Genomic DNA, 18,783 nt, shown 5'->3' on the forward strand with positions numbered 1-18,783 from the left:
CTCCGGCTCCTCCTCCTCGACGCCGCTGTTCTTCTCCGGTGTGTCCGCCATGGGGCGCTCCCTGCTCGCTTCACTCGGATCGGGATTCACATCGAACGGATGCGCAGATAGCGGCGGATGTCGGGGATCGACTTGATCCCGACCGCCACGGCGACGACCGCCACGGCCGCGGCCGCTCCGGCGGTGATGATGCCCAGGGTCTTCACGATCGGTTCTCCTCTCGGTGCTGCGCCGTCTCCTCGACGCTCAGGGGTGTCAGCTCGTCGGGCGCGAAGTAGAAGTAGCGGCCGTACCAGTCGTGCAGGTCCGAAGCGGGGTCGTCGACGAGGACCAGGGCGATGTGCGTACCACCGTCCACGTCCGAGAGGACCGCGGTCACCCGGGCCACCTGGCCGGCGAAGAAAAGATCCTGCGCGTCTGCCCGCCGGGAGGGGTGGACGCGGACCAGGCTGCCCTTGGCCACCCGGACCCCGTCGATCACGACCACGTCGCTCCCGGGCCGTACCGAGGCGTCGGACGCCGGGTCCCACCAGGGGGCGCCCGCGGTGTCGAAGGCGGCGGGCTCCACCTCCCGGACGCCGGCCGCCGGGCCCACGGGAGCCGCGGGCGACGGCGGGTGCGGGTCGCGCAGCAGGCCGTGCAGCCGCTGGAGGTCGGCGGGCGACATGCCGTCGCACCGGTCGATGATCTCCCGGGCCCGGGAGTCGGTGGCCCTGGCCTCCGCCTTCTCCTCCTCCGTCATGGTCATCACGCGGAGCGTCAGGATCTCGTCGATCTCGGTCGAGTCGAACAGGGCGCCGGGGCTCTGCTCGGCGACCTCCGGGTGGTCGTACAGGATGATCGGCGCACCGAGCAGGGTGTCCGTCGTCCCCTTCGGCCCGGCCAGCACGGGCCAGCACCTGCGCTGCCGGCAACGGCCGGCGGCCGCTGCCGCCCCGGCGGGCGGTTCGAGCAGCGAGACGAACCCGGCGTCGTGGGCCCGCAGCAGCAGATGCGCGCCGATCAGCGAGGACCGGATCGCGGCGTCCTTGGTGGCCGCGGGCTCCGGATGCTCGTTGCGCACCGTCACCGAGAGGCGCACATACCCGTCGTCGACGACGGCCCGCACGCGGACCCGGACCGCCAACGGCAGCCGCCGTCGCACGATCCGGCCCACCACCACGCCCCGCGCGTCGGTCACCGGCTCGGTGTCCTCGCCGCCCGGGACCTCGTGGACGGCGTCCGCCACCTCCCCCAACGGAAGGGCGGTCAGGACGACTTCCCGTTCGACGGCCTCGTCCCAGGACATCACCGGCACCCCGTCGACGATGAGCTGCTCGACCGGTACGTCCACCCCGTCCTCGCCCGTGCTGCGCACCTCGCGGACCTGGAGCTGGAGGAAGCGCAGATGCAAGGTGACGGCCGCCGGCCCGTCGTGCGGCGCCAGCAGGCACTGCATCTCCATCTCCGGCTCCTCGCCGAAACTCGCCGCCGTGGCGTGCGGCGGACCGAGGACCCCGAACTGCCAGCGCGACCGGTTCTTGCGCGAGCTCGCCCGGTACGGGTAAAGGAGGTACCCCTCGTACAGGACGGCGTCGGCGATCGAACGCACCTGGTCAAGAGTCACAGGACCACCTCGTCGTGCTCGGCCAGGAGGGCCTGGACCGTCTCGTCCCAGCTGATCAGCCCGCGCCGGGCCCGGAAGTCCGCGAAGCGCGCCAGCACCTCGTGGTCAAGCCGGATCCAGCCGGTGTTCGGGTAGTGCGCCGCCACCATGCGTCGCCACACCTCGACCGGCATCGGGTGCCGGGCCTCGCAGTCCCACGGCACCTGCTCGACCCCGAAGCCCTTGCTGCCGCGAGTGAAGACCGTGCCGGAGAACATCAGGGCGAGGGGCACCGAACCCTCGCCCAGGGCGTGCAGATAGCGGGAACCGATCACGTCGAAGTCGTAGGTGCAGGGCAGGGCGAGATCGACCTCGGTCGCACCGCTGAACCCCTGCACGGTGGTGTCGCAGCTCATCCACTGGAACGGCTTCAGGGTGTCCGTCCAGCGGTCCCGGCCGCCGAACAGCGCCACCAGGCCGCTCTGTTCGGCCTCGTCGTAGTGGCGCCGCTGCGGTTCGATGCGGACCTGACAGTGCAGCGCGATGGCGTGGATCCGCCGGCCCGTCCGCTCCTCGATCCGCAGCCGCGCGGTCAGCTGCGGAGCGGCCGCGTACGGCTCGGCGACGACGTCGAGCACGGAGAACGCGAAGTCGTTCACGGCGCCCCGATCCCCGCGGCGGGCCGGCTGCGCTCCGCCACCCGCGCGAAGAAGCCGTCCAACGCGGCACGGACCTCGGGGCCACCGTCGAACCCGCGCCACAGCGAACGCAGTTGCCCCACCAGCTCGTAACAGGCGTCGATCGGCACCAGATGGCACGAACCATCGCTCTGTGCCGTACGCCGGATCAGCAGCGCCTCCACGTCCGGACGCAGCACGGCGAGCTCCGGGCTCGACTCGACGACGGCCGCCCAGGCGTCCAGCGGCAGCTCCGACTCGGTGGCCCCGGCGGGCCCGGGGTAGAACGCAACCATCCGGTCCTGGACGGAGTTGCGGAACAGGAAGGCGAGCCCCACGGGAATCTGCAACTCGTCCCAGGCGCGCCCGTCCACGGTCAGCCCGGCGAAGTGCAGATAGCGCTCCGGGACCGCCCGGTAGCGCAGTTCCGCCTTCTCGTCGGTGAACAGCAGATAGCAGGCCCGGCAGCCGCACATCAGGGCGCGGCTGTCGAGGTTCACCACATGGGGGTGGCTCTCGCCGATCGGTTCCGCGCACATCTCGCAGCGCTCACCGGCGGGCGGCCTCGGCCGGTCGCGCATGAGCCGCAACAGGGTGGAGGCCGGCGAGGCGGAACGGCCGGCGGCGATCACGGTGCCACCGCCGCGGGGACCGACACCGAGACCGCGGCACCGTCCGACAGCAGGGGCAGCGGGGTCAGGTGCGCGCTGTCCCCGTCGAGGCAGACCCCGGCCCGCCGCACGTCGTAGTGCGCACGGCACCCGGCGCAGCGCAGGACCGCGTCCCCGGACCGACCGCCCAGCCGCCGTGCCAGCGCGGCACCCTCGAACGGCCGCTCGCAACGCGCGCACCGGTCCTCGAAGGCGAAGAGGTCCGTGCCGACCCGGCAGGCCACCACCCGCATCGTGCCGACACCGAACCGGGCCACGGCGCCGGACTCCAGCCCCGACAGCTCCGGCACGACCTCCCACGACGCGCCGTCGCCGGCCGTCCCGGACTCCGCGTGCAGCCGGGCGAACAGCGAGTCCACCGGTACCAGCGGCCCCGCCGCCCCGGCGTCCTCGTCGGCCGCGGTCTCGACCTCGATGGAGGTGATCTCCGGCGCCGCCGCCTCCACAGCACCCTGCACGGCCAGCTTGAGCGTGACCGAGGACGACGGGCAGCCGTCACAACTGCCCAGCAGCCTCAACCGGACGGTGCCCTCGTCGGTGACGGCGAGCAGCTCCACATCACCGCCGTGCGACCCCAGATACGGTCGTACGCTCTCCAGCGCCCGCTCGACCCGGGTCTCCACGCCGTACGGATGCAGCCCGTGCACCAGCAGGACGCCGGCCACCAGCTCGTCGTCGGCCAGGGCGGCCAGGACGTCGTCGTCCAGCCGCCCCCGCTCGTGCACAAGGCCGAGCAGCCGTTCCAGCCCGGCACCGTAGAAGTCGGCGACGAGCCGGACCAGTTCCTCGCTGCGCTCGCGGGCGACCGCGCCGCCCGAGCTGCTGGCGGCGATCAGGGTGTCGATGCGTTCACCGGTCGTCCGCCAGTCGGGCGTGGCCGGGGACTCCTCCCGCGCCATCACTCACTGCCCGCGGACTGGGTGGGGGAGTGCAGGAGTTCCAGCTTCTTGCCCTCGCCGAGATACATGTGCACTCCGCAGGGCAGACAGGGGTCGAAGCTGCGCACCGTGCGCATGATGTCGATGCCCTTGAAGTGCTCCCGGTCGTTCTCCTCGAAGATCGGCTGGCCCTGCACGGCGTCCTCGTAGGGGCCGGGCGTGCCGTAGGTGTCGCGGGGGCTGGCGTTCCACGGAGTCGGCGGGTACGGGTGGTAGTTGGCGATCTTGCCGTCCCGGATCACCATGTGATGGGAGAGGACACCGCGGACCGCCTCGGTGAACCCGCAGCCCACGCCCTCCTCGGGCACCTCGAACTTCTCCCAGGTCTTGGTGTTCCCCGAGCGGATCTCCCCGAGCGCCTTCTCCGCGAAGTGAAGCGCGCAGGCGGCCGCGTAGGCCTGGAAGTAGCTGCGAGCCCGGTTGCGTTCGATGGTGTTGCTCCACTTCGGGACGTGCCACTCCAGCTCCACCGGCCCCTTGAGGGCGGTCTTGGGGAGGTTGATCTTCACGCTGTGGCCGGTGGCCCGGACGTAGCCGATGTCGACCAGACCGGCCAGCGCGGTGGTCCACAGCCGCGCGAGCGGCCCGCCGCCCGTGTCGAGCGCCAGGTAGTCCTTGCCGTCGAACCACCGGGGTGACATGACCCAGCTGTACTTGTCGTCCAGGTCCCGCTTCTGCGGCTGCGGGTTGGTGTGCTGGTTCCACGGGTGGCGCCGGTCGACCGGATTGCCGAGCGGGTCGTGGGAGACGAAGGTCTCCTGCTCGTCCCAGTCGTTGTAGTACGACGAACCGAGCAGGATCCGGATGCCGAGGTTGATCTTCACCAGGTCGGTGGTGACCAGCTTCCCGTCGACGACGACACCGGGGGTGACGTACATCTTCCGACCCCAGTCGGTCATGTCCTTGTACTCGAAGTTGCAGTGCTCCGGGTCCTGGAAGGATCCCCAGCAGCCCAGCAGGATGCGGCGGTTGCCGACCTGCTCGTACCCCGGCAGGGCTTCGTAGAAGAAGTCGAAGAGATCGTCGTGCATCGGCACGACCTTCTTCATGAACTCGATGTACCGCTGGAGGCGGGTGATGTAGTCCGTCATCAGCTGGATGGTCGCCACGGTGCCGACCCCGCCGGGATAGAGCGTGGAGGGGTGGACGTGCCGGCCCTCCATCAGACAGAACATCTCCCGGGTCATCCGGCTGACCTGGAGCGCCTCGCGGTAGAACTCGCCGGTGAACGGGTTCAGCGATCGCATGATGTCGCCGATCGTCCTGTACCCGTGCGCGTCGGCGTGCGGGGAGGGGGTGCGGTTGGCCTGTTCCAGTACCCCGGGGTTGGTCTCCGCGACCATCTTCTCGCAGTAGTCGACCCCGACCAGGTTCTCCTGGAAGATGTTGTGGTCGAACATGTACTCCGCGGCCTCGCCGAGATTCACGATCCATTCGCCGAGGTGCGGCGGCTTCACTCCGTACGCCATGTTCTGCGTGTAACAGGAACATGTGGCGTGGTTGTCACCGCAGATTCCGCAGATGCGACTCGTGATGAAGTGCGCGTCCCGCGGGTCCTTTCCCTTCATGAAGACCGAATAGCCGCGGAAGATGGAGCTGGTGCTGTGGCACTCGGCCACCACCTTCTGTTTGAAGTCGATCTTCGTGTAGATACCCAGGCTGCCGACGATCCGGGTAATGGGATCCCACGCCATTTCGACCAGGTCGTTCTTGCCCTGGCCGCCTCCGGCACCTCTGTGCTGTGTCGCGGTCATTGGCCGCCTCTTCCTTCTGTCCGTTGCGGTGATGTATGTGGTCGCTCACCAGGTGCGTGTGGCGCCGGTCGTGAGTTTCCCGCCGGGCCGACGCCATTTCGGTTCGCGGTCCAGGGTGTGGGTGGTGAGGTGGCGCAGCCGCCGCATCGTCGACCCGTACAGGCCGACCGCGTTGGTCGAGAGCTTTCCGCCGGGGGGCTCGTCCATGAACGGCATGAACTTGTCCGGGAACCCGGGCATGGTGCAGCCGATGCAGATGCCGCCGACATTGGGGCAGCCGCCGATGCCGTTCATCCAGCCGCGCTTGGGCACGTTGCACTTGACCGCAGGGCCCCAGCACCCCAGCTTGACGATGCACTTCGGCGAGCCGTACTCCGTCGCGAAGTCGGCCTGCTCGTAGTACCCGGCACGGTCGCAGCCCTCGTGGACCGTCGACCCGAACAGCCACGTCGGCCGCAGCGCGTCGTCGAGCGGGATCATCGGTGCCTGGTCGGTGGCCATGTAGAGCAGGTAGGTGAGCGTCTCCGAGAGGTTGTCCGGCTGGATCGGGCACCCGGGGACGCACACGATCGGGATGCCGGCCTTGGACTTCCAGTCCCAGCCCAGGTAGTCGGGAACCCCCATTGCGCCGGTCGGGTTGCCCGCCATGGCGTGGATGCCGCCGTACGTCGCGCAGGTGCCGGCCGCGACGACCGCGGTCGCCTTCGGAGCCAGCCGGTCGAGCCACTCGCTGGTCGTCATGGGCTGGCCGGTGGCGGGGTCGTTGCCGAACCCGCACCAGTAGCCCTCGTCGTGCAACCGTTCGTTCGGAATGGATCCCTCGACCACAAGAACAAACGGTTCCAGTTCTCCGCGATCGGCCTTGAAGAACCATTCGAGGAAATCGTCGGCGCCGCCGTTCGGACCGCATTCGAAATCGATGAGCGGCCAGTGGACGGCGATCTGCGGAAGTCCCGGCAGGGCGCCGAGCGCGATCTCCTCGATGCTCGGCTGTGTGGCGGCGGTCAGGGAGACGGAATCGCCGTCACAGCTCAGTCCTGCGTTGATCCACAGCACGTGGATCAGTGTGTCCTCCGCCTTTACCGCTTCCTCTGTCGGCATGGCAGTGCCGCCTTTCAGGATGACGGCCTACCGGCCGTCGGCCCCCACAGGTGGGTATGCGCACATTGCTACCATCACGCCTCGATTCGCGGGCACCGGCAACAGGGGAATTCGCCGCACCGCCCCGTCACCGGGGTCCGAATGACGGCATGCGGTCGGCCGCTCGGGTGATCCGGGCGGGGGACCGGTCCCGTCGGACGGCGCCACGGTCCTCCCGTGGCCCTACGGTCGGAGCCACCCGCGGAAGGACGAGGCACCGGTGCACGAGCTGGCCATCACACAGAGCGTCGTCGACTCGGTGTGCGAACGCGCCGGGGGGCGTCCGGTCCGATCGGTCCGCGTCCGCGTCGGCGTGCTCACGGCCGTGGTGCCCGACTCGATGCGGTTCTGCTTCGGCCTGGTCACGGAGGGAACCGCCGCCGAGGGCGCGCAGCTGGAGATCGACCAGCCGCCCGGCGCCGGCCGCTGCCGCACCTGTGCCGTCGAATTCACCTTGACCGACCTGATTCTGCTGTGTCCCTGCGGCAGCGCGGATGTGGAGATCACATCGGGACAGGAACTGCAGATCGTCTCCATGGAAGTGGGCTGAACCATGTGCGGTACCTGCGGCTGTGCCGAGGAGTCCGGCGGGACCAGGATCGTGATGCTGCGGGAGGACGGTGCACCGGACCACGGACATCCGCATCCGCATCCGGGCGCGCACCCTCATCCGCACGAGCGTCGTCAGCCGAGTGGAGCCGGTGAGACCGTCACCATCGAGCAGAAGGTACTCGCCAAGAACGACCTGCTCGCGGAGCGCAACCGGAGGTGGATGACCGACCGCGGCGTCGTGGCCGTGAACGTGATGAGCTCGCCGGGCGCAGGCAAGACGACCCTGTTGGAACGCGCCGTCACCGACCTCGGCGGCCGTCGGCCGGTGGCCGTCGTCGAGGGCGATCAGGAGACTAGGCTCGACGCCGACCGGATCAGGCGTACGGGCTGCGCCGTGGTGCAGGTGAACACGGGGGCGGGGTGCCACCTGGACGCGGAGATGATGCGGGACGCCCTCACGGCGCTGTCCCCGGCCGAGGGTTCGCTGCTCATGGTGGAGAACGTCGGGAACCTGGTGTGTCCCGCCCTGTTCGACCTGGGGGAGCGCAGCAAGGTCGTGATCATCTCGGTCACCGAGGGCACGGACAAGCCGTTGAAGTACCCGTACATGTTCGCCGCCGCCGACCTGATCCTGATCAACAAGTCCGATCTGCTGCCCTATGTCGACTTCGACGTGGAGCAGTGCGTCCGGCACGCGCGCTCGGTGAACCCGGACGTGCGCGTGCTGACGGTCTCCGCGACCACCGGCGAGGGCCTGGCCCACTGGTACGACTGGCTGGCGGAGCAGCGGTAGCCGCTCCGCCGGCCGCACCGCGGTCAGTCCCGGGGGACCGGGGGTTGCGGGACCCCGGTGCCGGGCGCGGGGCGCTCCTTGCGGACGAAGGCCCGGCGCAGCCCGTGGTACGGGTGGTGCGGGTCCGCGAAGATGCGGTGCATGCGGGCGAGTTCGGCCTCCCGGTACGGGGCCAGGTCGACCCGGTCCCGCTCCTCCTTCTTCGCGTGGATCCGGGACTGCGTCGCGGGCAGGGCCGTCAGGCGGGTCGCCAGGGCGCCGACTTCGGAGTCGAACGACCGAGGGGCGCACGGGATCACCCTGTCGACCAGCCCGAGCCGGTGGGCCGCGGTGGAGCTGACCGGCAGGGCGTCCCGCATGAGCCGGCCGGCCGCCGCCGCACCCACCCGCCGCGGCAGCGTGTACGTCCAGTACTCCGATCCGTACAGCCCCATCAGGCGATAGTGCGGATTGAACACCGCGCCCGCCCTGCACCACACCTCGTCGGCGGCGAGGGCCAGCATCACCCCGCCCGCTGCGGCGTTCCCGGCCAGGGCGGCGACGACGAGCCGGTCCGTGGTGGTCAGCACCGCCTCCACCAGGTCGTCCATGGCATTGATGTTGGCCCAGGACTCGGCGCCGGGATCGGCCGCCGCCTCGATCACGTTGAGGTGGATGCCGTTGGAGAAGAAGTCCCGGCCTCCGCCGACGACCAGCACCGAGGTGGGCCGGGAGCAGGCGAACCGGTAGGCGCGCAGCAGGCGTCGGCACTGCGCCGTGCTCATCGCTCCGCCACGGAACGAGAACGACAGGAAGCCGGTCCCGGCCTCCTCCCGGTAGCCGATCTCGGACCAGGTGTCGTCGTCCCCGGTCCGGTGCACCGGAGCCGGCCGCTCGGGCACGGCGGACAGCCGCCCGGCCAGCGCCGAGGTGGCGGGGAGCTTGAAGGTGGCCGGGCCGCCCGGCGCCCGCCGCGGCCGCAGCTCGGGGATCCACACCGCGCCGTCGGTGGTCGCCCGGCAGATCGCGCCGTCCCGGGTGGCCACCACATCCCCCGGACGCCCGCCCAGCCGGGACTCGGGGTACCCGCCGTGCAGGAACCACTCGCCGCCCAGCAACTCGTCGAGCACACCGGGCTGGGAGTCCGCCGCCCTGAGCTTACGGACCACTGTCGCGGTGGAGTCCGACTGCCAGTCGATGCGACGCAGCGACTGCCGGAACAGGGGGCGGCAGCCTTCGCCGGCGCCGGAGGCCTGCGGCACCGGGGTGTACGTCCCCGACGTGAAACGTCCGACCGCCACGAGCACCGCCTCCACGGCGGCGTCCGAGATCTCGTTGCGGTACAGGTCGCTCTTGCCCGCAGGGGGCAGCGGACAGGTCACGGACGCCCAGACGTCGCCCGCGTCCATCTCCGCGTTCGCCTGAAGTACGGTGACGCCCCAGCGGTCCGCTCCCTCGTGGACGGCCCAGTCCAGGGAAGAGGGCCCGCGGTCGCCGACCGGCCCCGGATGGACGACGAGACAGGTGTGGACCGACCAGACGTCCCTCGGAATCGCGGTCTTCAGGTACGGCGCCACAACAAGGTCCGGACACTCCCGGCGAACGGCTTCCCGGACCGGGCCCTCCTCGTGTGCGAGCTGCACGGCAACGGAGTGCCCGTGGTCCCTCAGCTCCGCCTGGACACGTTGGGTGAGGCTGTTGAAGGCGCTTGCGACAAGCAGGATGTGCACGGCGATCTCCCGGTGGCTGCGGTCCGTCCTGATCGAGCGTGAGCGTGGACGCCTGCTCGGCGGAACTCACTCGGCGGGAACATGCCGGGAATTCACCCGAAGCACACAGCGAACGGTGAGCCGACGCGCGATTTCGCTCGCGAGGCACAGGCCAAGTGCTGTGGCAGGTGAGCTGTGGTCGTCGGCGGTGCCGTCGAGGGTGAAGTGCGTCGTGCTCGCGCCTGCGAACGTACGATCGCTGTGCGGGCGGACCTGGGAGGGCACAATGGAACATTTCGAGGGCTTCGACGTAGCCGGGTTCTGGGACGATTCGGCGTACGCGCTGAAGGAGTACGTGGAGGAGAACCCACCCACGCAGGAGCTGATCGCGTCGGTGGAGGAGGAGCTCGGTGGATACCGGCTGCCCGACTCGTACATCGCGCTGATGACCGCGCACAACGGCGGCGTTCCCAACCGGGACCACTTCCCCATGGCCGAGCCGACCTCCTGGGCCGACGACCACATCGTGATCACCGGCATCAGAGGCATCGGACGGACAAGGCCGCAGTCGCTCGGCGGTGAGTTCGGTAGCCGGTTCTGGACCGACATGTGGGAGTACCCCGACATCGGTGTGTACTTCGCCGACACACCATCGGCCGGCCACGACATGCTCGCCCTCGACTACCGCGCGTGCGGCAGGGACGGCGAGCCGGCCGTGGTCCACGTCGACCAGGAGGGCGACTTCGCCATCACCTCGGTCGCGGAGAACTTCGAGGCTTTCGTCACGGGGCTGGTCGACGAGTCCGTCTACGACACCTCGGAGGAGGACCGGATCGACGCCCTGGCCACGGTGCGTGAGGGCGTATCTCCGAGACCGCCGGCGGCTGTCGCATGACGGATGCCGCTGTCACCGCCCTGCTCGACGAACTCGCCGCTGTGGTCGGCGACCGGTAGCCGCGCTCGTCGGGCGACGTCATCAGTTCCCTTCGAAGACGGATCGGGTGCTGGTGACGACGGCGCACTTGCCGGCCGCCCAGCGCAGTGCCATCGCGTGGTCCTCGGCGGAGAAGTCGGCCACCGCGTCGGCCACCACGAACGCCTGGATGTCCTGCATCCAGGCGTCGCACGCGGTCATGAGGACGCCGATGTGGGCGTAGACGCCGGAGACGACGATCTGGTCGCGGCCCTGCTCGCGCAGCCTCTCCAGGAGATCGGTGCGGACGAAACCGCTGTACTTCCACTTGGTGAGCACCGTGTCACCCTCCTCGGGCGCGACGGCATCCGCGATGGCGGCGGCGTCCGGCTCGGCCGGCAGTCCCGGACCCCAGAAGTCCTGCTGCAGACCGCGCTCGACCGCACTCTGGCCGCCGGGCTGCGCGGTATAGAGCACCGGTACGCCGAGACGCCTCGCCTCCTTCTTCAACTCCGCAACGTGCGAAAGAAGTTCGGGGATCGGCGAAGCCTGACGATCGTAGGCCGAGAGGAAGTAGTTCTGCAGATCGTGGACGAGGAGCACCGCGCGCGCGGGGTCGACGGTCCACTCGACCCGGTTGGCGGGCAGCTCATCCGCGGTCGGCATGGGGTACGGGGTGATGGCGGGCAGGGCCATGGTGCTGGGATTCCGTTCGGAGGCGGGTTGGGGGAGAGGGGGAGGCCGGGCAGGTCCGGTCCTGGGTCAGGTGTTCGGGGAGATGGCGGCGCTGCGAGCCGCGGCGGTCCGCAGGTCCTTCTTGGAGATCTTCCCGACACCGGTCTGCGGGAACACGTCCACGAACTCGACCCGGTCCGGCACCTTGTACGCCGCCAGGCCCCGTTCGCGTACGAACCGCTTGATGTCGGCCGGCTTCGGCGGAGCCGCGCCCGGGCGCAGGATCACATACGCGCGGATGCGTTCGCCCAGGTACGGGTCGGGCTCGGCCACCACATTGGCGTCGTGCACGGACGGGTGGGCGAGGATGTGGTTCTCCACCTCCTCCGCGGCGATCTTCTCGCCGCCCCGGTTGATCTGGTCCTTGGCGCGTCCCTCGACGACGATGTGCCCGCTCGCGGTGACCCGGACGACATCGCCCGTGCGGTAGAAGCCGTCCTCGGTGAATGAGCGGGCGTTGTGTTCCGGTGCTCTCCAGTAGCCGCGGATCGTGTAGGGCCCCCGCGTCAGCAGGTGGCCCGTCTCGCCCGGTGCGACCTCGCGGTCCTCGTCGTCGACGACCAGAATCTCGTCGTCCGGCGAGATGGGCCGCCCCTGGGTGGTGACGATCACCTCGACCGGGTCGTCCAGCCGGGTGTAGTTGACCAGTCCCTCGGCCATCCCGAAGACCTGCTGCAGGGTGCAGCCGAACGCCGGCCCGACCCGCCGCGCCGCCTCCTCGCTGAACTTGGCGCCACCCACCAGCAGGACGTCGAGGCTGCTGAGGCCGTACGCGGTGGTGGTCGCCGCCTGGGTCCACAACAGGGCCAGCGGCGGGACCAGCCCGGTGAGGGTGACCCGCTCCCGGTCGATCAGCGGGAAGGCCACCTCGGGCGAGGGCTGCGGGCACAGCACCACGCGTCCGCCGGCGTAGAGCGTGCCGAGCGAACCGGGTGAGGAGAGCGGGAAGTTGTGGGCCGCGGGCAGCACGCAGAGGTACACGCTGTTCTCGTCGACACCGCAGATGTCGTTGGATCCGCGCAGCGAGTAGATGTAGTCGTCGTGGGTGCGCGGAATGAGTTTCGGTACGCCGGTGCTCCCGCCGGACAACTGGAGGAAGGCCAGGTCGTCCGGGCGCGGAGGGGCGCAGCTCACCGGATCCTCCGCCACGTCGGACAGAGCCTCGAATTCGCCCGGGTCCCCGGCGGCGACGAACACATGCCGCAGTGTTCCCGCTCCGGCGCGGGTCTTGGCCGCCAGTTCACGGTAGTCGTAGCCGCCGTGCTCCGCCGCGATGACGTACGCGACCGCCTCGGTGAACTCGCAGAAGTACGAGATCTCCGTCTCGCGGTGGGCCGGCAGCGCGAAGACGGGCAGCGCGCCGATCCGGAACAGTGCGAAGACGACCTCGAAGAACTCCGCGATATTGGGCAGTTGCACCACGACGCGGTCGCCCTTGGTGATGTTCCGGGTGAGGAAGCCGGCGGCCAGCCGGTCGGCGCGCCGGTCCAGCTCCGCGTAGCTCCACCGGACCTCCGCGACGGGATCGACCACGGCGATCCGGTCCGGGTGCGCCTCGGCGCGCTCCCGGAGCATGGAGCCGAACGTCTCCCCGCGCCACCAGCCCGCGGCCCGGTACCGTTCGGCGAAATCGGGCGGCCAGGTGGGTGCGTCGTCGAGGTTCACAGTTCGGCTCCCAAGGCACTGAGAAACGTACGGAACTTGGCTGCCGTCTCGGCGGTCTCCGCCTCGGGCTCGGACGCCGCCACGATGCCGGCCCCCGCGTAGAGGCGCAGTGTGCGCTGCTCGGCCTCGGCGCAGCGGATCGTGACGACCCACTCGCCGTCACCGAAGGCGTCGCCCCAGCCCACCACCCCGGTGAAGAAACCGCGGTCGAACGGCTCGGTCTCCGCGATGACCCGACGTGCTGTTGCGGTCGGGGTGCCGCATACGGCGGGAGTCGGATGCAGGGCACAGGCGAGCGCCAGGGCCGAGGTGTCGGGGGAGGCGAGCGTGCCGGTCACCGTGGTGGACAGGTGCCACATGGTGGCGGTGCGGATCAGCGTCGGCCGGGCGGGGACGGTCAGCTCCGTGCAGTGCGGGGCCAGGGCCTGGTGGACGGCATCCACGACGACGGCGTGCTCGTGCAGGTCCTTCACGGACTCAAGCAGCGCGGCGGCCCGGCGGACGTCCTCGGCGAGGTCGGTGCTGCGCGGGGTCGACCCGGCGAGCGGATTGGCGACCACCTGTTGCCCCTGCCGGGAGACCAGCAGTTCCGGGCTGGCGCCGATGAGGGTGCGGCCGGCCCCCGTCGGCAGCGCGAAGGTGTAGCCGACGGGGTCGCGGCGGGCCAGGCGCTGGAGCATCGTGGGCAGGTCGAGAGGGGCGGGGGAGGTGAGTTCGAGGGTGCGGGCGAGCACCACCTTGCTGAACTCCCCGCGCCACATGCGCTCCACGGCCGAGGCCACGCCCGCTCCGTAGACCTCGGGGCCGGGAACCGGGCGTATCCGCCAGTCCGCCGAGCCGGACACACCGACGGGCAGGGCGATCAGCGGATCGGAGGCGAGCGGTGGCGCGACGCGCAGTGCCGCCGGCACGCTCAGGGCGGCCGGTGCCCCGTGGCCGAACGGGACGGCGCCGATGACCACGGGCGATTGCTGTCCGGCCGCGCCGGCCTCGGCCAGGGTGGCCTTCACCCGGTCGTCCAAGGGTCTCCCGTCGTGCGGCACAGGGCGTGCCGCACCGTGTGCCAGCAGGGTGCGGCCAGGGGTGGCGAGGAAGCGGTCCCCCGGTGTGTAGGCGTCCAGCAACGAAGTGGCCGCGCCTACGGCCGGGTGGGTCGGATCAGCCGGGGGTACGTGCGTGGCGACCTGGGGTGCCGTCGACACGGGGGCTCCATTCTCGATGGTTCCGTCAGTGGGTGCGGTGGATGCGGGGTACGGATGAACCGATGACCGTTCAGCGCAGGGTGGCGCCGCCGTCGACGTACAGCTCCTGCAGGGTGATGTGGCGGGCGCGGTCCGAGGCGAGGAACGCGACGGCCTCGGCGATGTCCTCGGGGGCGGCGATGCGGCCGAGCGGTATGCCGGTGCGGTAGGTCGCCGGGTCCCCGTCGACGACACGCCGCTCGGCACCGGAGTCGGTCCACAGAGCGCGTTGCATCGCCGTGTCGGTGGAGCCGGGGGCGACCACGTTGCAGCGCACTCCGCTGCGGGCGAGTTCGAGGCCCAGACATTTGGTGAACATGACGGCGGCAGCTTTCGACGCGGCGTAGGCGGCCATACCGGTGCGAGGAATCCCGGCGGCGTTGGAACCGACGGTGATGACGCAGCCGTTGCCGCGGCCGGCCATCAGAGGTGCGAGGGTCTGCGAGACATGGAAGACACCGCTGGTGTTCACCGCGAAGGTGTCCGACCAGTCCTTCGCGGAGAGTTCGGCGGCGGGGCCGGTGCGAAGGATGCCCGCGACGTTCACGAGTACGTCGACGGGGCCGAGTTCGCGCTCGGCACGCGCCACGGTGCGCTCCACCGAGGGCCGGTCGGTGACGTCCATGACGTACGTCTCCAGACGGCCTGCCGCGCAGTCGCCGCCCGGGTTCTTCTCCTGTCGCCGGTTCCACTCCGCGGCCAGGGCCTCGATGCCGTCCGGCGCGCAGTCGGTGGCGGCCACCCGGGCGCCGAGGCCGGCGAACAACTCGGCGACAGCCGCCCCGATGCCTTGTGCGGCACCGGTCACCAGGACAGTGCGGCCGTCGAACTCGCCGCTTCTGCCCGGTATGTGCTCAGGCATGAGCAACCTCCTGTGGGGAAAGTTAGGCAAGGGTAACCTAACTTATTGCTGTCGATGGAGGTGTATCGGTGGGGTGTGCGGCGACATGACGGATGGTCGCGCGGGCGGAGTTGGGGCAGGGGGGTGTGCGACGCCGGATCCCGGGTCACGCGTTCGGCGTCAATAAGTTAGGTTAGCCTTGCCTATGTTCGAGGTGGGGGTGTCGGCGTCCCGTCGAGGCCGCCGTCTTCTCCCGTTCTCCCCCCACGCCACGACCGGGCGCACGTCGCCCCGCGCCCTGGCGTCGTGACCACCACCGCCGACGCGTCGACCGCGCTGTCGGCGCCCATCCCGCAGGAGCAACCCGATGCATCAGACCTTGTCGCCCGAACGCGTCCGAGCAGACGTCGCGGAACTCCTCGACTGCGACCCCGCCGAGATCGCGCCCGAGGAGAATCTGGTCGACCTGGGCCTGGACTCGGTGCGGATCATGACCTTGGTCGGGCGCTGGCGTGCCGCCGGAGCGGTCACCCTGGAGTTTCCCGACTTGGCCGAGCAGCCCGAACTGGCGCACTGGACGGCACTTCTGACGGGCGATGCCGCATGAGCCGGGTCGACCACCGCCACCGGCACTTGGACCGGATCGCGGAGGTCCGGGCGGGTCTCCATGCCGAGAAGGTGGGCTACCCGATCGGAATCCGGGCGACCGAAGTCGTACGCGTGGTCACGGTCGGCGCCGGCCTGCTGCGGGTGACCCTGGGCGGGGCGGACACCGAGGGGTTCGAGGCCCACTCACCGGACGAACACGTGAAACTGATCTTCCCGGATCCGGACGGCACGCTGCGGCTGCCCGAGCCGAACGGGGCGATGCTGCGCTGGCCGCGGCCGGCGCCCACCTCGCGGGAGTACACCGTGCGCCGCCACGACCCGGTGGCGGGCGAGATCGACATCGACATCGCCGCGCATGACGGCGGCCTCGCATCGGACTGGGCGCGTGCGGCCCGGCCCGGCGACATCGTGCACGTCGCGGGGCCGCCCGGTGGACTGATCGTCCCGCACAGCTACGACCGATACCTGCTCGCGGGCGACATCACGGCCCTGCCCGCCATCGCGCGATGGCTGGAGGAACTGCCCAGGAGCGCGAAGGGCTGGGCGTTCGTCGAAGTCGCCGACGCCGCAGAGGAGATCGAGCTGTCCGCGCCCGACGGCGTCGAAGTGCGCTGGCTGCACCGCGGCGATCTGCCGGCGGGCGCCGGCGACGCGCTGGCAACGGCCGTGACCGCCGTGACCGTGCCCGAGGGGGAACGGGTGTACGTGTGGGTCGCGGGTGAGGCGGGACAGATCAAGCCGCTGCGCCGCTGGGTCCGCGACGAACTGCTCCTGGACCGGGCCGATCACGACATCACCGGCTACTGGAAGCGCGGCGTCGCCGACTTCGACGAGGACGACCACTGACCGGCCGGTCGGACAGGGGCAGGCGTGACGCCGCCTCCCCGTCGTACCACCACAAGGCCGTCGAACAGGACGGGCCTCAACCAGCAAGGAGCACCACATGTCCATACGCAGATCGATCGGCCTGGCCGGCGCCGTGTCGCTGGCCCTCGTCCTGACCGGGTGCGGGTCGTCGTCGGAGGGCGGGTCGGACGCCGCCGGCAAGGGGAAGACCCGCGTGTTCGCCGCGGACAACGGCAAGATCACCATCCCCGCCGATCCGACGCGCGTGGTGGCCACCGGCTATGCCGTGCCCGTCATGATCGAGGCCGGCGCGCCTCTCGTCGGGATCTCGTCGTGGAAGCGCGGTGAGCCGATGATGACCAAGGAAGACCTGGCCACGTACAAGAAGCTCACCAAGGTGGCGGGCGAGCAGGCCGCCGAGACCAATTACGAGGCCGTCGCCGAGGCCGATCCCGACCTGATCGTCATCGGTGTGCCCGCACCGGTGCTCGGCGACATCGACATCAAGCGGCTGGAGTCGATCGCCCCGGTCGTGGCGATCGGTCCGACCGTGCCCTCCGCATGGCGCGAGCTGTCCCACAAGCAGGCCGACGCCGCGGGCGCACTCGAGCAGTTCGATGTCGCGAAGAACAAGTACGAGGCCAGGGCCGCAGAGTTGGCCAAGAAGTACAAGGACGTGCTGCCCCAGCTCAAGCTGGGTCACGTCGGCGCGTACGGTGACGCCGCCAAGGGCACTTTCCAGCGCGAGTTCAACGGTTCGTGGGGCACCAACATCGCCGAGGACCTCGGCGCGAAGTACTACGGCAAGGTCAAGAAGCCCGGCCCCGGTTCGCAAGCGGTCAGCGAGTACCCGTCCATCGAGGAGCTCCCGGCCGCCTTCCGCGAGGCCGACGTCATGACGTACTCGGTCAACGCCGACGGCAGCATCCCCAAGTCCGTCCAGTACGTCCTGGACTCGAAGCTCTGGAAGAACCTGCCCGCCGTCAAGGCCGGGAAGGCCTTCCCGTTCCGCTGCACCGAGGCCGCGACCTACGGCGAGGCCATTCGGACCCTGGACGCGATCGACAAGTCGCTCGCTCCGCTGCTGAACCGGTGACCGTCGCGGGCCGCGCCTCCCGGACGGCGAGAACCGGGCGAGCCGGGCCACGGATCGGCCTGCTCGTCGGCGGACTGCTGCTGCTGGCAGCGATCGCCGTGCTCGGCATGGGCATCGGGGCCCGCCACGTTCCGCCCGCCGAGGTCGTGCGGGCACTGTTCGACCACCAGGGCACCGACGACCAGGTGATCGTGCGCGACATCCGGGCGCCGCGCGCGCTGCTGGCCATCGCGGTGGGCGCCGCGCTCGCGGTGGCCGGCGCGCTGATCCAGACGCTGGCCCGCAACCCGCTGGCCGAGCCCGGCATCCTCGGGGTCACCGCGGGCGCCGGGTTCGCCGTCACCGTCGGATCGGCGCTCGGGCTGGCCGGCGGACAGGCGGGCGAACTGGGCTTCGCGATCGCCGGATCCGTGCTCGCGGCCCTGCTGGTCGCCGCGGTCGGGCAGCGCTCACCGTTGCGCCTGGTGCTCACCGGTGTGGCCCTGACCGCGGTGCTGGGCGGCGTCGCGCTGGGCATGCGGCTGATGCTCCCGGACGTCTTCGACGCCTACCGGTTCTGGTCGGTCGGGTCGCTGGCGGGCCGTGAACAGGCACCGCTGGCACTGCCGTTGACCGCGATCGCCGTGTCCCTGCTCGGCGCGCTGCTGCTGAGCCGGGCGCTCAACGCCCTGACACTGGGCGAGAGCGTGGCCCTGACACTGGGCGCGGGTGTGGGCCGGGTACGGGCCGCCGCCCTGGTGCTGATCACCGTGCTCAGCGGGGCGGCGACGGCGGTGGCCGGGCCGATCCTGTTCGTCGGGCTGATCGTGCCGCACCTGGTACGCAGGCCGGCGGCGGGTTCGGTCCCGTGGTTGATCCTCTACACGATGGTGCTGGGCCCGATCCTGCTGCTGGTCGCCGACATCGGGTCGCGGGTGCTGCTGCCCACCGGTGAGGTGCCGGTGGCCATCGTGACCGCGTTCCTCGGCGGCCCCATGCTGATCTGGGCCGTCCGTCGCTACGGGGCGGGATCGCTGTGACCGTACTCGGTTCGAGAGTC

19 protein-coding genes are annotated in these 18,783 nt (G+C 70.4%); 7 read left to right on the plus strand and 12 right to left on the minus strand.

The genetic code is table 11. The features are described from left to right. Positions 1-86 precede the first annotated feature (86 nt). The 7 genes from BT364_RS44260 to BT364_RS19155 are packed head-to-tail and all read right to left on the minus strand — an operon-like array spanning position 87 to position 6,726. Positions 87-206 carry a DUF6893 family small protein gene (locus BT364_RS44260; RefSeq protein ID WP_371268615.1) on the minus strand — a complete coding sequence of 40 codons (120 nt, stop codon included), beginning with the start codon at positions 204-206 and terminating at the stop codon, positions 87-89. Next, positions 203-1,606: a hypothetical protein gene (locus BT364_RS19130; RefSeq protein ID WP_072486391.1), complete on the minus strand. Its 1,404-nt coding sequence runs from the start codon at positions 1,604-1,606 to the stop codon at positions 203-205. Before BT364_RS19130 ends, BT364_RS44260 begins: the two co-directional genes overlap by 4 nt. Continuing rightward, entirely contained in the window at positions 1,603-2,244 is a 642-nt protein-coding gene (locus BT364_RS19135; protein ID WP_072486392.1) for a DUF6084 family protein, read from the minus strand. The genes BT364_RS19130 and BT364_RS19135 overlap by 4 nt, the downstream gene beginning before the upstream one ends. Then, entirely contained in the window at positions 2,241-2,894 is a 654-nt protein-coding gene (locus BT364_RS19140; protein WP_256260064.1) for a DUF5947 family protein, read from the minus strand. The genes BT364_RS19135 and BT364_RS19140 overlap by 4 nt, the downstream gene beginning before the upstream one ends. Then, positions 2,891-3,832: a NifU family protein gene (locus tag BT364_RS19145; protein WP_072486393.1), complete on the minus strand. Its 942-nt coding sequence runs from the start codon at positions 3,830-3,832 to the stop codon at positions 2,891-2,893. The genes BT364_RS19140 and BT364_RS19145 overlap by 4 nt, the downstream gene beginning before the upstream one ends. Then, entirely contained in the window at positions 3,832-5,625 is a 1,794-nt protein-coding gene (locus BT364_RS19150; protein ID WP_072486394.1) for a nickel-dependent hydrogenase large subunit, read from the minus strand. Before BT364_RS19150 ends, BT364_RS19145 begins: the two co-directional genes overlap by 1 nt. 45 nt (positions 5,626-5,670) lie before the next feature. Continuing rightward, on the minus strand, positions 5,671-6,726 hold the full coding sequence (locus tag BT364_RS19155; protein ID WP_072486395.1) for an NADH-quinone oxidoreductase subunit B family protein: 1,056 nt from the start codon (positions 6,724-6,726) through the stop codon (positions 5,671-5,673). Between the two features lie 259 nt (positions 6,727-6,985). Here BT364_RS19155 and BT364_RS19160 point away from each other — a divergent pair, with 259 nt between their 5' ends. Both BT364_RS19160 and hypB read left to right on the plus strand, forming a co-directional pair. Beyond that, entirely contained in the window at positions 6,986-7,315 is a 330-nt protein-coding gene (locus tag BT364_RS19160) for a hydrogenase maturation nickel metallochaperone HypA/HybF (protein WP_072486396.1), read from the plus strand. Between the two features lie 3 nt (positions 7,316-7,318). Beyond that, positions 7,319-8,110, plus strand: coding sequence for a hydrogenase nickel incorporation protein HypB (gene hypB, locus BT364_RS19165; protein WP_072486397.1), 792 nt, complete (start codon positions 7,319-7,321; stop codon positions 8,108-8,110). A gap of 23 nt (positions 8,111-8,133) precedes the next feature. Here the strand turns inward: hypB and BT364_RS19170 are convergent, their stop codons facing one another. Further along, a complete protein-coding gene (locus tag BT364_RS19170; RefSeq protein ID WP_072486398.1) occupies positions 8,134-9,819 on the minus strand; it encodes a hydrogenase maturation protein in 1,686 nt (561 codons plus the stop codon). 265 nt (positions 9,820-10,084) lie between these two features. Here BT364_RS19170 and BT364_RS19175 point away from each other — a divergent pair, with 265 nt between their 5' ends. Continuing rightward, entirely contained in the window at positions 10,085-10,693 is a 609-nt protein-coding gene (locus tag BT364_RS19175; RefSeq protein ID WP_072486399.1) for an SMI1/KNR4 family protein, read from the plus strand. Positions 10,694-10,774: 81 nt separating this feature from the next. On the opposite strand, the gene BT364_RS19180 is transcribed toward BT364_RS19175, so the two are convergent. The 4 genes from BT364_RS19180 to BT364_RS19195 all read right to left on the minus strand — a co-directional run bounded on the left by BT364_RS19180 (position 10,775) and on the right by BT364_RS19195 (position 15,214). Then, positions 10,775-11,407, minus strand: a complete 633-nt coding sequence (locus BT364_RS19180; RefSeq protein WP_072486400.1) for an isochorismatase family protein — start codon at positions 11,405-11,407, stop codon at positions 10,775-10,777. A gap of 66 nt (positions 11,408-11,473) precedes the next feature. After that, positions 11,474-13,111, minus strand: coding sequence for a (2,3-dihydroxybenzoyl)adenylate synthase (locus BT364_RS19185; RefSeq protein ID WP_072486401.1), 1,638 nt, complete (start codon positions 13,109-13,111; stop codon positions 11,474-11,476). Continuing rightward, a complete protein-coding gene (gene dhbC / locus BT364_RS19190) occupies positions 13,108-14,313 on the minus strand; it encodes an isochorismate synthase DhbC (RefSeq protein WP_072486402.1) in 1,206 nt (401 codons plus the stop codon). The genes BT364_RS19185 and dhbC overlap by 4 nt, the downstream gene beginning before the upstream one ends. Before the next feature lie 70 nt (positions 14,314-14,383). Then, positions 14,384-15,214 (minus strand): 2,3-dihydro-2,3-dihydroxybenzoate dehydrogenase, encoded by an 831-nt coding sequence (locus BT364_RS19195; protein ID WP_072486403.1) that lies wholly within the window; start codon positions 15,212-15,214, stop codon positions 14,384-14,386. Between the two features lie 346 nt (positions 15,215-15,560). On the opposite strand from BT364_RS19195, the gene BT364_RS19200 reads away from it, so the two are divergent. The 4 genes from BT364_RS19200 to BT364_RS19215 all read left to right on the plus strand — a co-directional run bounded on the left by BT364_RS19200 (position 15,561) and on the right by BT364_RS19215 (position 18,763). Beyond that, the gene (locus tag BT364_RS19200; RefSeq protein WP_072486404.1) at positions 15,561-15,800 is read left to right on the plus strand and encodes a phosphopantetheine-binding protein; all 240 of its coding nucleotides are present in this window, start codon (positions 15,561-15,563) and stop codon (positions 15,798-15,800) included. Beyond that, a complete protein-coding gene (locus BT364_RS19205; RefSeq protein WP_072486405.1) occupies positions 15,797-16,648 on the plus strand; it encodes a siderophore-interacting protein in 852 nt (283 codons plus the stop codon). Before BT364_RS19200 ends, BT364_RS19205 begins: the two co-directional genes overlap by 4 nt. Positions 16,649-16,745: 97 nt before the next feature. Further along, complete coding sequence (locus tag BT364_RS19210; RefSeq protein ID WP_072486406.1) at positions 16,746-17,744, plus strand: ABC transporter substrate-binding protein; 999 nt, start codon at positions 16,746-16,748, stop codon at positions 17,742-17,744. Next, positions 17,741-18,763, plus strand: a complete 1,023-nt coding sequence (locus BT364_RS19215) for a FecCD family ABC transporter permease (RefSeq protein ID WP_072486407.1) — start codon at positions 17,741-17,743, stop codon at positions 18,761-18,763. Before BT364_RS19210 ends, BT364_RS19215 begins: the two co-directional genes overlap by 4 nt. The last annotated feature ends 20 nt before the right edge of the window (positions 18,764-18,783 follow it).

This window comes from Streptomyces atratus, from assembly GCF_900119365.1.
In the GTDB taxonomy this organism is placed as follows: Bacteria; Actinomycetota; Actinomycetes; order Streptomycetales; family Streptomycetaceae; genus Streptomyces; species Streptomyces atratus_B.

What these genes read in the sequence shown, in the direction of transcription:
- BT364_RS19145 (WP_072486393.1), bottom strand. Translation starts at nt 3,832, where the DNA reads ATGGCGCGGGAGGAGTCCCCGGCCACGCCCGACTGGCGGACGACCGGT.
- BT364_RS19150 (WP_072486394.1), bottom strand. Translation starts at nt 5,625, where the DNA reads ATGACCGCGACACAGCACAGAGGTGCCGGAGGCGGCCAGGGCAAGAAC.
- BT364_RS19155 (WP_072486395.1), bottom strand. Translation starts at nt 6,726, where the DNA reads ATGCCGACAGAGGAAGCGGTAAAGGCGGAGGACACACTGATCCACGTG.
- hypB (WP_072486397.1), top strand. Translation starts at nt 7,319, where the DNA reads ATGTGCGGTACCTGCGGCTGTGCCGAGGAGTCCGGCGGGACCAGGATC.
- BT364_RS19175 (WP_072486399.1), top strand. Translation starts at nt 10,085, where the DNA reads ATGGAACATTTCGAGGGCTTCGACGTAGCCGGGTTCTGGGACGATTCG.
- BT364_RS19180 (WP_072486400.1), bottom strand. Translation starts at nt 11,407, where the DNA reads ATGGCCCTGCCCGCCATCACCCCGTACCCCATGCCGACCGCGGATGAG.
- BT364_RS19195 (WP_072486403.1), bottom strand. Translation starts at nt 15,214, where the DNA reads ATGCCTGAGCACATACCGGGCAGAAGCGGCGAGTTCGACGGCCGCACT.
- BT364_RS19200 (WP_072486404.1), top strand. Translation starts at nt 15,561, where the DNA reads ATGCATCAGACCTTGTCGCCCGAACGCGTCCGAGCAGACGTCGCGGAA.
- BT364_RS19205 (WP_072486405.1), top strand. Translation starts at nt 15,797, where the DNA reads ATGAGCCGGGTCGACCACCGCCACCGGCACTTGGACCGGATCGCGGAG.
- BT364_RS19210 (WP_072486406.1), top strand. Translation starts at nt 16,746, where the DNA reads ATGTCCATACGCAGATCGATCGGCCTGGCCGGCGCCGTGTCGCTGGCC.